The organism is Neisseria basseii (genome assembly GCF_962707005.1).
Taxonomy (GTDB): Bacteria; Pseudomonadota; Gammaproteobacteria; order Burkholderiales; family Neisseriaceae; genus Neisseria; species Neisseria bergeri.
The window spans coordinates 1-14,992 of record NZ_CAUIXH010000029.1; the positions used below are offsets into that span (position 1 = coordinate 1).

15 protein-coding genes, 2 tRNA genes and 1 pseudogene are annotated in these 14,992 nt (G+C 51.1%); all 18 read right to left on the reverse strand.

Features of this window, described 5'->3' with window-relative positions:
• Positions 1-200 precede the first annotated feature (200 nt).
• Positions 201-629 carry a hypothetical protein gene (locus Q9I99_RS10555; RefSeq protein ID WP_301668211.1) on the reverse strand — a complete coding sequence of 143 codons (429 nt, stop codon included), beginning with the start codon at positions 627-629 and terminating at the stop codon, positions 201-203.
• 270 nt (positions 630-899) lie between these two features.
• A tRNA-Glu gene (locus Q9I99_RS10560) sits at positions 900-974 on the reverse strand.
• A gap of 17 nt (positions 975-991) precedes the next feature.
• Positions 992-1,068, reverse strand: a tRNA-Arg gene (locus Q9I99_RS10565).
• 109 nt (positions 1,069-1,177) lie between these two features.
• A complete protein-coding gene (gene recN, locus Q9I99_RS10570; RefSeq protein ID WP_301668212.1) occupies positions 1,178-2,851 on the reverse strand; it encodes a DNA repair protein RecN in 1,674 nt (557 codons plus the stop codon).
• 183 nt (positions 2,852-3,034) lie between these two features.
• Positions 3,035-3,637, reverse strand: a complete 603-nt coding sequence (gene scpB, locus Q9I99_RS10575; RefSeq protein WP_301668213.1) for an SMC-Scp complex subunit ScpB — start codon at positions 3,635-3,637, stop codon at positions 3,035-3,037.
• A complete protein-coding gene (locus Q9I99_RS10580) occupies positions 3,603-3,734 on the reverse strand; it encodes a hypothetical protein (protein WP_300905493.1) in 132 nt (43 codons plus the stop codon). Before Q9I99_RS10580 ends, scpB begins: the two co-directional genes overlap by 35 nt.
• 3 nt (positions 3,735-3,737) lie before the next feature.
• On the reverse strand, positions 3,738-4,679 hold the full coding sequence (gene ylqF / locus Q9I99_RS10585; RefSeq protein ID WP_301668214.1) for a ribosome biogenesis GTPase YlqF: 942 nt from the start codon (positions 4,677-4,679) through the stop codon (positions 3,738-3,740).
• An 80-nt stretch (positions 4,680-4,759) separates the two neighbouring features.
• Positions 4,760-5,614, reverse strand: a complete 855-nt coding sequence (gene rapZ / locus Q9I99_RS10590; RefSeq protein WP_301668215.1) for an RNase adapter RapZ — start codon at positions 5,612-5,614, stop codon at positions 4,760-4,762.
• Positions 5,595-6,557 carry an HPr(Ser) kinase/phosphatase gene (gene hprK, locus Q9I99_RS10595; protein ID WP_107819677.1) on the reverse strand — a complete coding sequence of 321 codons (963 nt, stop codon included), beginning with the start codon at positions 6,555-6,557 and terminating at the stop codon, positions 5,595-5,597. Before hprK ends, rapZ begins: the two co-directional genes overlap by 20 nt.
• Before the next feature lie 3 nt (positions 6,558-6,560).
• A complete protein-coding gene (gene ptsN, locus Q9I99_RS10600) occupies positions 6,561-7,010 on the reverse strand; it encodes a PTS IIA-like nitrogen regulatory protein PtsN (RefSeq protein ID WP_301668216.1) in 450 nt (149 codons plus the stop codon).
• Between the two features lie 184 nt (positions 7,011-7,194).
• Positions 7,195-8,085, reverse strand: a complete 891-nt coding sequence (gene ubiA / locus Q9I99_RS10605) for a 4-hydroxybenzoate octaprenyltransferase (protein ID WP_301668217.1) — start codon at positions 8,083-8,085, stop codon at positions 7,195-7,197.
• A 29-nt stretch (positions 8,086-8,114) separates the two neighbouring features.
• Positions 8,115-8,591, reverse strand: a complete 477-nt coding sequence (locus Q9I99_RS10610; RefSeq protein ID WP_301668218.1) for a chorismate--pyruvate lyase family protein — start codon at positions 8,589-8,591, stop codon at positions 8,115-8,117.
• Positions 8,592-8,605: 14 nt separating this feature from the next.
• Positions 8,606-9,253, reverse strand: a complete 648-nt coding sequence (gene bioD / locus Q9I99_RS10615; protein ID WP_301668219.1) for a dethiobiotin synthase — start codon at positions 9,251-9,253, stop codon at positions 8,606-8,608.
• Positions 9,250-10,551 carry an adenosylmethionine--8-amino-7-oxononanoate transaminase gene (gene bioA, locus Q9I99_RS10620; protein WP_301668220.1) on the reverse strand — a complete coding sequence of 434 codons (1,302 nt, stop codon included), beginning with the start codon at positions 10,549-10,551 and terminating at the stop codon, positions 9,250-9,252. Before bioA ends, bioD begins: the two co-directional genes overlap by 4 nt.
• A gap of 213 nt (positions 10,552-10,764) precedes the next feature.
• The gene (locus tag Q9I99_RS10625; protein WP_301668221.1) at positions 10,765-11,004 is read right to left on the reverse strand and encodes a hypothetical protein; all 240 of its coding nucleotides are present in this window, start codon (positions 11,002-11,004) and stop codon (positions 10,765-10,767) included.
• A gap of 191 nt (positions 11,005-11,195) precedes the next feature.
• Complete coding sequence (locus Q9I99_RS10630; protein ID WP_107819685.1) at positions 11,196-11,681, reverse strand: FxsA family protein; 486 nt, start codon at positions 11,679-11,681, stop codon at positions 11,196-11,198.
• Between the two features lie 143 nt (positions 11,682-11,824).
• A pseudogene (locus Q9I99_RS10635) lies at positions 11,825-12,536 on the reverse strand (IS1595 family transposase).
• A 760-nt stretch (positions 12,537-13,296) separates the two neighbouring features.
• Entirely contained in the window at positions 13,297-14,916 is a 1,620-nt protein-coding gene (gene mnmC1 / locus Q9I99_RS10640) for an FAD-dependent 5-carboxymethylaminomethyl-2-thiouridine(34) oxidoreductase MnmC1 (protein ID WP_301668222.1), read from the reverse strand.
• Positions 14,917-14,992: the final 76 nt, after the last annotated feature.

Genomic DNA, 14,992 nt, shown 5'->3' on the forward strand with positions numbered 1-14,992 from the left:
TATCGGGTGTCTGGGGAGGATTAAGGGGGTATTTGGGTAGAGTTAGGGAGTGATTGGTGGCGAAAACAGCCGAAAACCTGTGTTAGATTTCGGCTGTCGGAAAGAAAGGAATTTTGCAAAGGTCTCGGGTCAAATTTACCTTAACTCATTATTTTAAAATTGAAATTTTATATTTTATTTCACTGTTGTTAAAACGCTGTTCACATTTCTTCATCGGTTTTATCATTCATCACCTTATTTACGGCTTCGGGAGACAGGGGCTTACCGCATTTGCTGCAATAATCGATTTTCGGAACAGGGGAAATGCCTTTAAAGAAAGTAAAGCTATCCGACCCGATGCCGACGGAGGTGCCATAATTCATCTTTTGGAATTCGTGGCAATAGGGGCAGATTCCTGCGATGATTATGTAGAATAAAATTATGATACCTCCGAAACTGAAATATATCGCAAATATTATTTGCACAATTGTTATTTGCAGAAAGTTAGAACCCGTTATCACGTCTTGGATAAATGCCAAAACCATTGTGATTCCGAGAATCAAAAAGAAAAATTTTGGAATCCTCATCCTTTTCTGAAATATGATTGCGGTATCCATGGCTTTGTCTTTGTCATTTAAGTTTGTGTTCATGTTTTTGACCCTCTTTATTTCTAAAATCCTTTTTAAATTTCAGACTTTACCAATAATATCTTCTCCTCAACTGACAGGCATATTAAATGCTCAACCATAGACCTACTTTCATTCCAGTATCTATGCCAATACATTTAGCATATACAACACTAAAACCCAACGATAATAGGTAATCAATTGATAAAATAGAATATATACTACGAAGGAATATATCCGTATATAAAAACGGAAATTGAAAATGCCTCTGATATAATCGGAGGCATTTTGAATTGGTACGCCCACGGGGAATCGAACCCCGGTTACCGCCGTGAAAGGGCGATGTCCTAACCGCTAGACGATGGGCGCATATTGTGTATTCTTGTTGGCGCACCCGGAGCGATTCGAACGCCCGACCCTCTGGTTCGTAGCCAGATACTCTATCCAACTGAGCTACGGGTGCAGCACAATCACTTGTTCAAGTGATTAAGAAAGCGTGATAATACGGATTTATCTGAGTTCTGTCTATTATTTTAGACTTTTATTTTCAGTTATTTTATAACTGATTGATTTTAAAATAAACTATTTTTCGACGCAAGTTGCAGCAATTCTGCCGCATGTTGCCGCGTCGTATCGGTAATGATTTCCCCGCCCAACATACGGGCAACCTCTTCGATCCGTTGGATTTCATCCAATATACTGATTTCGCTGACGGTTTGCTCTCCCTCGCTGTGCTTGCGCACCCGCCAGTGGTTTTCGCCGCAGGATGCGACTTGCGGAAGATGGGTAACGGCAAGCACCTGATGTTTTCTGCCCAACGCACGTAATGCCTTGCCGACCATTTCAGCCACTCCCCCTCCAATACCGGTATCGACCTCATCAAAAATCAGGGTGGGAACTTGGGTATATTGACTGGCAACAACCTGTAAGGCAAGGCTGATACGCGCCAATTCGCCGCCGGAGGCAACTTTATTCAGCGGACGGGGCGGATTGCCTTTGTTGGCGGCAACTTGAAATTGAACCTGCTCCAAACCGTGTGCCGTCGGCGACGAAGGTAACAGGACAATATCGAAACGCGCGCCTTTCATGGCAAGGTGTTGCATATGCTCGGTCGTTTCGCTACCCAAACGCCCTGCCGCCTGATGGCGCATGGAAGAAAGGATGTGGGCGGCTTCCTGATATTCGGCAAAATTGTGGGCAACATTATGCTCGAGCGCGTCCAAATCGGCGGCAGCTTGCAGGCTTTGCAGGCGTTCTTCGATTTCTGCCAACTTGGCAGGCAACTCTTCGGGTTCGATCCGGTATTTTCGCGCCATCCCCATCAGTTCGCCCATACGCTGTTCCTGTGCCGCCAATTCATTGGGATTGATGTCGTTCCAACCTGCCACATCGCGCATATTGGCACTGATTTCGCCCAATTCGGCTTCGATGCTTGCCAACATATTCAGGCTCTCGGCAAAGCGCGGCTCGATGTTTTGCAGATTGGCCAATAGTTTTTGACATTGATAGATATGGCGTTGGATGCCGTTGTCGCCGTCAATCTTGCTTCCGACTTCTTCGGCGGCCTGCAACAGTTCGGCAGAATGGGCAAGGCTGTCGTGGCTTTGGCTGAGGGCTTCCCATTCGCCTTGTTTAATGTCCAACTGATTCAGTTCGTTAAACTGCCATTCTAGACGCTCCCGCTCGATAATGACGGCATCGGCGTGTTCCTGCGCCTCTTGGAGGGCTTTTTTCGCATTGGCCCAATTTTGATAAAGCTGCCTGACGGTTTCCGCCTGCTCCCTGCTACCCGCAAATGCGTCCAACAATTCGCGCTGGGCGGCTTCCTGATTAAGCGAATGATGGGCGTTTTGCCCGTGGATGTCGATAAGCTGCCCGCCGACGGCTTTAAGTTGCGCCAAGGTAGCCGCCTGATTGTTGATAAAGCTGCGGCTTTTGCCTTTGGCATCGATAATGCGGCGGATACTGAGTTCTTCTTCTCCGTCGTTTAAAAGCCCCTGTTCATACAATTCTGCTTTTAAAACAGGCAAATGGGAAATATCGAACAACGCCGACAATTGGGCTTCTTTTGCACCGCTGCGGACTTGGCTGTAATCGGCCTTGTCGCCCAACAGAAGCCCGATTGCGTCCAACGTAATAGATTTGCCCGCGCCGGTTTCTCCGGTCAATACGGTAAAGCCGCTTTGAAAATCCAGATTCAGATTTTCGACAATGACAAAATCACGCAAAGAAAGTGTTAGAAGCATTGTGAGGATTCCTTAGCAATTCTACCGACAAAAGCAATATCAACTTTAGATATACGAATTATAACTAAGATTTTTTAAATTAAAAATAAGTTTTTCCTTAATTTTTCTTAGTACTTGTTTTTATCTGCTTATTTGTTGCAATGCCGTCTGAAGCAATGTGCGTTTCAGACGGCATTTGGAATTTCAGTTGGGCAGGGTATCGGACGGTACGGTTTCCGGCTCTTCTTCATCCGCAGGCGGCATTTCTATCAAATCGGGCAAAACCAGTTCGCCCAGTTCGGTCAGCGGTGGCAGTTCTTCCAAACCATCCAAGCGCAAATCGCTGAGAAACGTTGCCGTTGTTGCCCACAATGCGGGTTTTCCCAATGTGTCCCGATGTCCGATGACTTCAATCCATCCCCGATCCTGCAAGGTCTGCATCACGTTCTGCGACACCGCCACGCCGCGTATGCCTTCGATGTCGCCGCGCGTTACGGGCTGCTGGTAGGCGATAATCGCCAGTGTTTCCATCACGGCGCGGGAATAGCGCGGCGCACGCTGTTCCTGAAGGCTGCCAAGCCGTTCGAATGCCGTCTGAACAACCTGAAAATGCCAGCCCTCTTGCGTATGCACCAGTTGCAACGCCCTATCCTGCCAACGCGTTTTCAACTGCGCCAACACGTCGATTAATTTGTCCTGCGACAGCGGCGGCACACACAATTCGCGCATGGTTTTTTCGTTCAGGGGTTCGGTTTGGGTCAGAAGCGCGGCTTCAATCAGCGCGTCGGGAGAAATTTTGTCGGTCATACGGGTATCCGTGCTGAAACGGCATGGGTTTGGATATGCCGTCTGAAATCGGTTGGAATGGGGAGAAGCTGCCTGAAAAATATTTTTCAGACGGCATTCTTTATGCTTCCTCAGGCTTCTGCCCTTTACGCTCTGCTTTTCTTGCCTCACGCAATGCCTTGAGTTCGGCTTCTTTCTGACGGGCTTTTTTGAGCCATGTTTCCCATTGGTTCGGCGTTTCGAGGGTGATTCTGCCGATTTTGCCTTCGCGGAAGTCGGTGAGGATGTTTTCGGCGGCTTTTTGGTAATTGACCCGTCCGCCGCTGAGGACTGCGCCGCGTTTTTTGGCTATCCACTCGAGCCACGAGTTGTCATCCCAGTGGCTACTGGGGTCTTTGTCGGCTTGGTAGCGTTCTTGCAACATAGGGAGGTAGTGGCGGCGGAGGTAGTCTAAGAGTTCGAGGGCGACTTCTTCTTCGTCCAACGCGTTGCGTCCGACTGCGCCGCCGGCGGCGAGGTTGTAGCCGCCTTCTTCGACGATGATTTTCGGCCACAGCATTCCGGGGGTGTCGTACAGCCAGAAGTCGTCGGCGAGGAAGAGGCGTTGTTCGGCTTTGGTGATGCCGGGTTCGTTGCCGGTTTTGGCGGATTTTTTGCCTATCATTCCATTGATGAGGGTGGATTTGCCGACGTTGGGAATGCCGCAGATGAGGACGCGCAGGGGTTTGTCTATGCCTTGTCGATGGGGAATCATCGCGCGGCAGACTTGGGTGATTTTGCCGTGCGCGCCGGTTTCGGAGGAATCGAGGGCGATGGCGCGCGTGTCGGACAGGCTGTTGTAGTGTTCAAGCCAGACCTTTGTGCGTTCGGGGTCGGCAAGGTCTTGCTTGTTGAGGATTTTGAGTTTGGGCTTGCCTTTGGAAAGCTGGGCAAGCAGGGGGTTTTCGCTGGAGGCGGGCATACGCGCGTCCAGCATTTCAATCACCATATCAACGCTTTTTGCACGCTCGGCGATGGCTTTTTTCGCCTTGTTCATATGGCCGGGAAACCATTGGATTGCCATGTCTGTTCTTTCTTCTCAATATTTGAAATGCCGTCTGAAACGGAGGACGGGGTTTCAGACGGCATAATGGTTTGACGGGATTAGCGGCCCGACAGGTTTTGCGCCTGTCTGTGCCGTATCAGCAATTCATAACGCCCTTTCAACCTTCGGGCGAGTTTTTCGACAATATAGACCGAACGGTGCTGCCCGCCGGTACAGCCGATGGCGACAGTAACATAACTGCGGCTTTCGTCCTCCAAACGCGGCAGCCAACGCGTAACAAACCTTTCGATGTCGTCAACCATTTCCTGCACAAGCGGCTGCCCGTCCAAATAATCCCAAACGGGCTTGTCCATACCGGTGTAAGGCCTCAACTCGGGATCGTAATACGGGTTGGGCAGGCTGCGCATATCGAACATAAAATCTGCGTTATTCGGCACACCGTATTTGAACCCGAAGGACTCCAAAACCACCAGCAGTCCGGTACGCTCAACCTTCAGCCACTGCCGGACTGCATGGCGGAGCTGTTGGGCATTCATCTTGGAAGTGTCGATACAGTAGGCGATTTCCTTAAGCGGGAACAGCCATTCGCGCTCTTTTTTCAGGCTTTCCAACAGCGTCATGTCCTGACCGGCCAGCGGATGTCCGCGCCTGGTTTCGGAAAACCGGCGGACCAGCACGGCCTCTTCCGCCTCGACAAATAAAACTTCCACCCTGTGCCCCAGTCCGCGCAGATAGGCAATCTGCTCGCGCGCTTGGGCAATGTCTATGCCGGAACGCACATCGACACTGACCGCTAATTCGGTTTCGTCCGCACGTTCGATATGGTACGACACCAGCGACGGCAGCATTTCCAAAGGCAGGTTGTCCACACAAAAATAGCCCAAATCTTCCATTTGGCGCAGTGCAACGGATTTGCCCGAGCCGGAAAGCCCGCTAATCAGGACGATTTTCATGATTCTGTTCGTTTTCTTTAAGTTGCGTCTGATGGCGTTCCAAAAATTCGCGCGTACTGTCTTTGCCGCGCAACTGCAAAATGTAATTGCGTACCGCCGCCTCAACCAAAACGGCGAGGTTACGTCCGACGGCGACGGGCAGCGTTACCGAACGGACATTGACGTTGAGGATGGATTCTGTTTCCGTACGTATGCTCAATCGGTCGAGCTGTTTCATGTACTCATCGTCTGCGGCAACCAGGTTGATGATGAGTTGCAACACTTTTTTCGGCCGGATAGAGGTTTCGCCGAAAATATGGCGGATATTGAGTATCCCCAAGCCGCGCACTTCCAAAAAGTCGCGCAACATGGGCGGACAACGTCCTTCCAATGTTTCCGGACCGATGCGGAACAGCTCGACCGCATCGTCGGCAATCAGGCTGTGGCCGCGCGAAATCAGCTCCAATGCCAATTCGCTCTTGCCCAACCCCGAATGTCCGGTAATCAACACGCCGATTTCAAACACATCGAGAAATACGCCGTGTTTGACGGACGATGCCGCCAAGGTGCGTTGCAGGTAAATCCGCAACACATCCATCAGATAGGGGCTTTCGAGTTTGGAAGTCAGCAGTGGAATATCGTTTTTGTGGCAGTAGTCACGCAGACCCGGGGAAACCGGCAAATCGTTTGCCACGATGACCAAAGACATGGAAATATCGAACAGGTCTCCGAACTGATAACCCGTTTCCCCCGATTCGAGGCGGTTCAGATATTCCGACTCCGCCAAACCGACCACTTGGATTTGGTTAGGGTGGATGAAATTCAGGTGTCCGACCAAGGCGAGGACGGGCTTGTCCGCCTCTACGCCGATACGGTTGTCCGCACCCGAATTGCCGGCGGCCCAGGCAAGTTGCAACTTGTATTGGTTGTCGTCAAACAGCCGGCGGACGGAGATACTGGGCATATTTTATTCTTCGGTCAGGATGGCGCGGGCTTCTTCCGTAGAAGAAACGGTCATCAGCGATTCGCGGATGCTTTTTTGGGAAAACTTGCCGGCCAGTTTGGACAAGACCTCCAAATGCTCGCCCGTTGCGTTTTCCGGCACCAGCAAGATAAAAACCAGAGAAACCGGCTTGCCGTCGGGCGCGTCGAATACGACGGGTTCGCGCGTGCGGATAAACGCGCCCGTCGCCTGCTTCACGCTCGCGTGGCGGCCGTGGGGGATGGCGACACCCTGCCCCAAACCGGTCGAACCGAGTTTTTCACGGGCAAAAAGACATTCGAAAACATCAGCATGAGGCAATGATGCCTCGCGTTCCAAAAGCAGGCCCGCTTCCTCAAACAGCCTTTTTTTACTGCCCACCTCCATATCCAAAACAATATGGGACAAAGGCAAAATTTCGCCGATAAGGCTCATAAGCTTCTCTTTTCAGACATCGCAAAACAGAAGGATTGTACCGACTGCCGGGGCAAACCTCAATCCCGCATACGGTACGGGCTGACATAACACAGCGTTTTAAAAACATATTTTAACGCTTTTCGGCACAGATAGAAATGCCGTCCAAAGCAGTTTACGGCTCTTCAGACGGCATTGCCCTGCCTTATTTCGCAAAAAACGTATGGGCAAAAATGGCGGTAAACCACACCCAACCGATTCTGTTGTTTGCCAAAAACGTTTCAAAACAGATTTGCCGGACGCGGCTTTTGATGGCGGCATATTGGCGGTATTGCAGCAGCAGGACGATGGGGATTGCCGTCCAATATGCCCATGCCGCACCGATAACCGTACCCAATACTGCCATCAGCAGGGTAAAGCCGCCATGACACAGCATAACGGCGGCGATATCGTAACGCCCGAACGTGATGGCGGATGTTTTGATGCCGATTTTCAAATCGTCTTCTTTGTCCGCCATGGCGTAAACAGTGTCGTAAGCCAGTGTCCATAAAACATTGGCGGCAAAGAGTATCCATGCTTGAGGCGGCACGTTTCCGGCAACGGCGGCAAACGCCATCGGGATGCCGAAGGAAAAGGCAAGCCCCAGATAAAATTGGGGAATCGGGAAAAAGCGTTTGGTAAACGGGTAAGTCAGCGCAAGAAACAGCGCGGGCAGGCTCATCAGCCAAGTCAGATGATTCAGCGGAATCAGGCACAATGCGGCAAGCAGGCACAAAAATGCCGTCAGCAGCAGGGCTTCTTTTTTCCTGACCCTGCCCTGTGCGAACGGACGGTTTTTGGTACGCTCGACAGCCCCGTCAAAATCGCGGTCGGCAAAATCGTTGATGACGCAGCCGGCACTCCGCATTAAAAACGTGCCGATCGTAAACGCCGCCAATACCGCCAAATCGGGAATGCCGTCTGAAGCCAGCCACAACGCCCAATAGGTCGGCCACAGCAGCAGCAGCGTCCCGATGGGCTTGTCCGCCCGCATCAGGCGCAGGTACACATCCAAACGGTCGGACAGGCGTAAAAATAAAGGGGATTTAGGATTCATATTGCCGCACAGCTTGAAAAAACGGTATTTTATCCGATAAAGCGTTTCAGTTCGGGCAGAAAATACTCGGTCAGCAGCATTTCCTCGCCTTGATGGGAAAACCGAGAACGCCGCGCGGCAAAGTACCGTCCGCATCCTTCGCCGGAAACGGCAAACTCAAATGCCGAACGCGCCCCTTCCAAATCGGCTTGAAACAGACGTTCGCCCAAAGGGCGCGTGCCGCAGTCCAAAATGTTTTGCCAAAACGCCGAACCTATCCGGCACTCGCTCCTTGCCGCGACAACAGGGATACCGTCCAGCTTCAACAAAACTTCGCGCACCAGCCTCCCTCCGCATTCCGTCTCCAATTCGCCCAGTTTCAGCAGTTCCACCGAAAATGTATGCGGCAAGGCACGCAATGCAGCGGTCAGCGACCCGGCTTTCAATAACCGGCTCATCGGCAGGCTGATGCCGTCTGAAACGGAGGCAGGCAAGTCGGGCAGCCATTTCCCAAATAGGTGTTCCATATTTTTCCCAATCTTTATACCGCGTCTGTTTTTGCCAACTCCATCCATTCCGCTTCGGGAAAATCGGCTTTCAGACGGCATTTCAAGTAGCTCAGGCTGTCTTGGGTGATGTGTACGTCGCGGCTGTCGTGGATGTGGTTGAACACGAGGCTGTGCAAACGAATACCGTATTGTTTGAGTGCGGCGAAACTGAGCAGGGTGTGGTTGATGCTGCCGAGCCGTCCGCTGGTAACGAGAATGACGGGATAGCCTTGTTGCCGAATATAATCAATGGTTAACAGGTTTTCCGTCAGCGGAACCATCAATCCGCCCGCACCTTCGACCAAGACGATTTCGTATTGCGCCGCCAATTCTTGCGTGGCGGTGCGGATTTTGTCCAAGTCCAAAGCCCTGCCATCCAGTCGGGCGGCGAGATGGGGCGAGGCGGGATAGCTGAAGATTTCGGGCATGGTCAGCCCTTGTTTGTCGGCTTCCTGCATGGGTATGCCCATGATTTTACGGTGGACGGCGATGTCGTCGGCGATGTTTTGGCAACCGGTTTGCACGGGCTTTTGCGTGATCACGCTTTTGCCCTGCTGCAACAATTGTTTTGCCAACATGCCGGTGGCAACGGTTTTGCCGATGTCCGTGTCTATGCCGCTGACGAAGTAAACGCCTTTCATTTGCTGTGTTCCTTCAAGATTTGTATGGTTTTACCGGCAAGTTCGGTCAAGAGGTCGTCTGAAATGATGTAAGGCGGCATGAGGTACACCAGCCTGCCGAATGGGCGCACCCAAATGCCCTGCGCCACACAGTCCGCTTGAAAACGCGCCATATCCACGCCTTTTTCCAGTTCGATCACGCCGATGGCACCCAAAACGCGCACGTTTTTCACGCCGCGAATGTCCCACGCGGCTTTCAGACGGCCTGTTAAGATGCTTTCGATGCGGCGGATATTCGCCTGCCAGTCTTGGGACAAAAGCAGCTTAACTGAAGCGCAGGCAACGGCACACGCCAGCGGGTTTGCCATAAATGTCGGTCCGTGCATGAACACGCCCGCTTCGCCGCGCGAAATCGTTTCGGTAACTTTTTGTGAAGTGACTGCCGCCGCCAGCGTCATATAGCCGCCGCTCAAGCCCTTGCCGATACACATAATATCCGGCACGACCTCCGCGTGTTCGCAGGCAAACATCTTGCCCGTGCGCCCGAATCCGGTGGCGATTTCATCAAAAATCAACATGATATCAAATTCGTCGCACAAATCACGCAATCCGCGAAGATACTGCGGATGATAAAAATACATGCCGCCCGCGCCCTGCACGACCGGTTCCAAAATAAAGGCGGCGATATCCGCATGATGCGCTTCAAACAAAGCGCGGACAGGCTGCAAATCTGCCCCGTCCCATTCATCATCGAAACGGCTTTTCGGATTATCGACAAAATAACGTTGCGGCAACGCGCTGCCGAAAATATGGTGCATCCCCGTTTCCGGATCGCAGACGGACATCGCGTTCCAAGTATCGCCGTGATACCCGCGCCGCACCGTCGCGATATTCTGCTTCGCGGTCAAACCCCGCGCCTGCTGGTATTGCACTGCCATCTTCAGCGCGACTTCTACCGAAACCGAACCCGAATCCGCATAAAAAATACGGTCCAAACCCTGCGGCAAAATTCCGACCAATAATTTGCCCAGTTCCACCGCCGGCCCGTGCGTCAGGCCGCCGAACATCACGTGCGCCATTTGTTTCATCTGATTCTCAACCGCTTGATTCAAAACGGAATGATTGTACCCGTGTATCGCACACCACCAAGACGACATCCCGTCAATCAGCCGCGTGCCGTCCGCCAATTCGATATGCACACCTTCTGCACGTTTGACAGGATAAACGGGAAGCGGATCGGTCATGGAAGTATAGGGATGAAGCAGATGGGTACGGTCGAAATCAAGCAATGATGATGTGTGTTGATGTTCAGACGGCATAAGTTTCTCTCTTTTCTTCTTACTGTATTCAAACGCAAACGCGTATTCTACTCCGACAGACCGCTTCCCACACCTTTCCATCCGTTTTGGGCGCAAAACCGCGAAACAAATCGTTCCGCAGCATAAGCGCACACTGTTTCGCATTCCTCAAGCCCGATTGGAATCAGACGACCCAACGCCCAATACCGTTTCACACAGCCTCCGCCCGACGCTTCAATCAGTCATAGACAAAACGGCAATCCATACGATACAGATCATAGCAACAATCATAACAACAGCGTTGGCAAAATCAGGGGACTCCGACATAGGCGCATAGCATCTGCCGATGCACGGCTCCTTATTCGGCTCTATAAATATCATACCCATCACAAAATCCACCGCCAAAACCAGGCACGGCTTCTTATACTTAAGATAGATTTCCACCATCCTGTCCCATATATCCCAAACATTCATACCGTATATCCCGCAGGCAACAAATTCCGATTGAAGGTTACAGCCCTATTTTATAGTGGATTAAATTTATAGTAGATTAACAAAAACCAGTACAGCGTTGCCTCGCCTTGCCGTACTGGTTTTTGTTAATCCACTATATTTTCAAACCGGAAAAATGCCGTCTGAACCTTCAGACGGCATTCCATTCATATTTATTCGTCTTTTTTGTGTTCGATGGCATTTCGGGAACGATTGCCGCCGTAAGGCTCTTCAACCGTATATTCCCCCTCGATAATATCGTCATCGTGGGAAAAGCCCTCTTTTCTGCCCGATTGGTTCATGTTGAAAAAATTTTCCGCACCTCCTGCCTGCAACACTGCCCCTCCCTTAAACGGCAGCAGCAGCAATACCGCCAACACCGAGGATACGAATCCCGGACTCATCAGGCAGACCGCCGCCACCGTATAACGGATAGGCCACAACATCTGATAAACGGATACCTTCCCGCCGCTTTTTACCGCCGCACCCGCCAATAAAAGACCGGACAGCCCCGTATGCCTGAGCATCAGCACACCGGCGGCAAAACCTGCCGCCATCAAAAACAGCGTCCAACCGCCGCCCAACCAATCGGCAACCCACACAATCGACATAATCTCCAAAAACAGCAGCACCAAAAAACCGATACCGAAAAATCTCATTGACCGTCATCCTTATATTTAAGTAAACAGCAAACCGCCCGAACAGGACTCCAAGCGACCTGTCTGTAAATGATTACAAAACCATGTGCTTCAAGCCGAAACAATGTGAAATCACGCAATAATTATGGGTCTGTCCTAGATAACTAGGATAAACCCGATTTTACTAATTGTTTTAAAATGGAAATTTGAACTTTTATCTCACCGTTGTTAAAACGCCGTTCGCACTCCTTTAAATACAGCTCAAAATGCCCTTTGGGAATGCCGTTAAACTTGCGTAAATGACGTTTTGCCCGGTTCCAAAAGTTCTCAATTCCATCGATATGGTTTTGTCGTTCGGCAAAATGTGTGCTGTGATTGATACGAAAACGAAGTTTCAGCGAAGCTAAAATGGCTAAATCCGCCCACATCCAATACACCATAGCTACGATAACAATCCGTATAAACAATGCCGTCAGGTTTCACCTGTTCACGGATAATAGGAAATAAAGTAGCGGTTTGAGTATTCGGTACAGCAACCGTATAAACCTTATATATTGCGTCCTATCAGAGGGGCGCATTACTTTTCTTACCATTTCGCTTCAAAAGACCGAATACGGCGACTTTACCGGCAGCACCGCGACCGCGTTTGCCTTTGCGTTGCCCGCCAAAATAACTTTCATCGGCTTCTACTTCGCCATCAAACATTTCCAAATGCGGACTGTTTTGATAAATAAGCAATCGTAAACGATGAAAATAATAGGCTGCGGTATTTTTATTAACGCCTACTAACTCTGCTGCTGTTCTTGCAGTTACACCTGCGACAAATAGCCCAATGAGTTTATTTTGTTTATACCGGCTTAGACGACTTTTTCTCATAGGGATAATTCTAACTTAATTTGAATTTCCCTAGTTATCTAGGACAGCCCCTAACTTAAACTCAACAAGTAGCATATGTGCAGAACGCACGCATGCGGTTCTCAAGGTTTGAGCTAAGATGCCGTCTGAAAACAGAAAAAACGTTTCAGACGGCCTTTGTTTAACGTTAACAAGTCAGTAATGCCGCTGCGCCCTATACCTCTGAAGCAATAGGCAGAACATTCGGCCACGGAGAAAACAAAAACGAAACCGTCCGGGCAATCGGACATTTCCTTTTAGGTGCAGCGGTTGCCTGCGTCAAAGGTGGTAATTTTGCTGCCGGCGGCTTGGCAGCAGTTGCAGCTGAAAAGGCAGCGGAACATCTTGGCCAATAGTATAACGATGGTAAAACCGCAATCGATCCGCAAACAGGCGAGTTCAATGCCAACCTGCTGCCGGAACATATTAAAGAAGAAATCAAATCAAAGAGCGGGGTGATTGCATCACTGACGGGAGCGGCCGTGGGTGGCACGCCGATAGACGTGCAAATCTGAGGGGCGGTCGGACAGAATGGAGTAGAGAATAATTTAGTGGGTATATCATATGTTGTATTGACAGCTTTTTTGCATACTCACTGATTTTTCACAATATTTTTAAATGGTTATAGAAATATCGGTGTGGAAGGTAATAAAAGTTTTAGGTTGTGTATGTGTCGCAGCATTGAGACCTTATCTAAGATATGAATATTAGCTTAGAGTTTCAAAGAGAATGCGGTAAAGGCTTAAGGAGTCAGGTTTTGCCTTCTGACGATGGCGCGGATAACGGTGCGGTTGGGGTGTAAGGCGTGACGCAGGCGTTTTGAGAGGGGGTGGGGCAAACCTAGGATTTCGGCTGCAATGGCGGCGGCGCATATGGGGGCGGTGGCGAGTCCGCGGGTGCCGTGCGCGGTGTTGGCGTAGGCATTAGGCAGATATGGGCATGGGGCGTCGATGCGGTAGTTTTTGTCCAGTGCAAGTTTGGCGTAAGTTTGTTGCATGGCGGCAATGTCGCCGAGTGCGCCGACGATGGGCAGATGGTCGGGGCTGTCGCAGCGTATGGCGGCGTGCCCTTGGTGTTTTTGGGGGTTTGGGTTGGCGGTAAACAATGATTCGGCAAGGGCGGGGTTAAGGTGTGCCAATGCTTGGCGGTTTGAGGCTTCTTCGGCGTCGTTCCATCCGGTATGGCTGCTGTTGGGAATAAAACTCGCGCCGTAGCAGTGCAGTCCGTGCCACGACGGGCTGATGTAGCTTTCGCCTGAAACGGCGCAACGCAGTTGTTCGGAAAACGGGGTGGACGGTGTGAGTCCGGTTTGTCCGCGTATTTGCCTGAGGGGCAGGGCGGCGAGGTTGGTTTCGGGCAGGCAGGGGCTGTGCGCGCCGGTACAGTAGATGATGTGTGTGGCGGAAAATATGCCGTTTGGCGTGGTCGCAATCCACTTCTCTCCGTCGTAGGAAATGTCGGTTAACGGTGTGTTTTCGTGTAGTCCAATCAGCGGATGGTTGAGGAGGGCGTGGACGAATGCGGGCGGATTGAGCCATACGCCGTGCTGCCAGAAGAGGCCGCATGATGGTTCGGTGTAGGGGGCACTGAGGGGGATACCGGCGATTTTTTCGGCTTCTGCCGATGTGATGCTGCGGTAGAGGTGTGCATGGTGTTTTTGTAACCCCAATTCGTGATTGCGACGGTATTCGTCTTGGTTGTAATTGAGGTGGATGATGCCGTTTCCGCCCCATGTGTCGGAGTCGGGCAGGATGTGTTCGAGCAGGCGTTTGGTGTAACCGTAGCCGGTGAGCAAAAGTTCGGTTTGTTCGGTATCGTGTGGCGAGATTTTGGCATAAAGCAGCCCTTGACGGTTTCCGCTGGCGGCTGATGCGGCTTTTCGGGCTTCCAATACGGTAACGGAAATGCCGTGTGATGCTAAGGCGTGGGCGGTTGCCGCGCCGGATATGCCCGCTCCGATAACGAGAACGTGTTCCGGTTTTTGCCGTTCGGATGTTTGTGGAAGTGCAAACCAGGGTTTGTCGGGCTTGCTTTCGGTTTGCGGAATGGCTTCGGTCTGCCAGGAAATGTGGTGGAAATGTTCGTGCAGGCAGCGGGTGCGTGAAGGGGGAACCAGCCAGAAACGGACATCGGGCAGGATGTGTTCGATGAGGTTGATGCTGTCGAACTGGAGGCACTGGGTTGCCTGATCCAAACGGTGCTTCAGACGGCATTCCGCGTCCGAAGCATCTTGTGCGGTTTGAAAATTGGGAATCTGATTATCGGGGAGGCAGACAATCAGGTTGAGCGGGTGTGCGTGTTTGCGGATGGTTTGGTCGAGTGTGCGGATGTCGGGAATGCCGTCCCATACGAGATTGTCCATATCAATGCCGTCTGAAATGTGGGTTTGAATATCGGTATCGGGATAAAGCTGTTAAAATACGCGCCGTTTGAAGGCG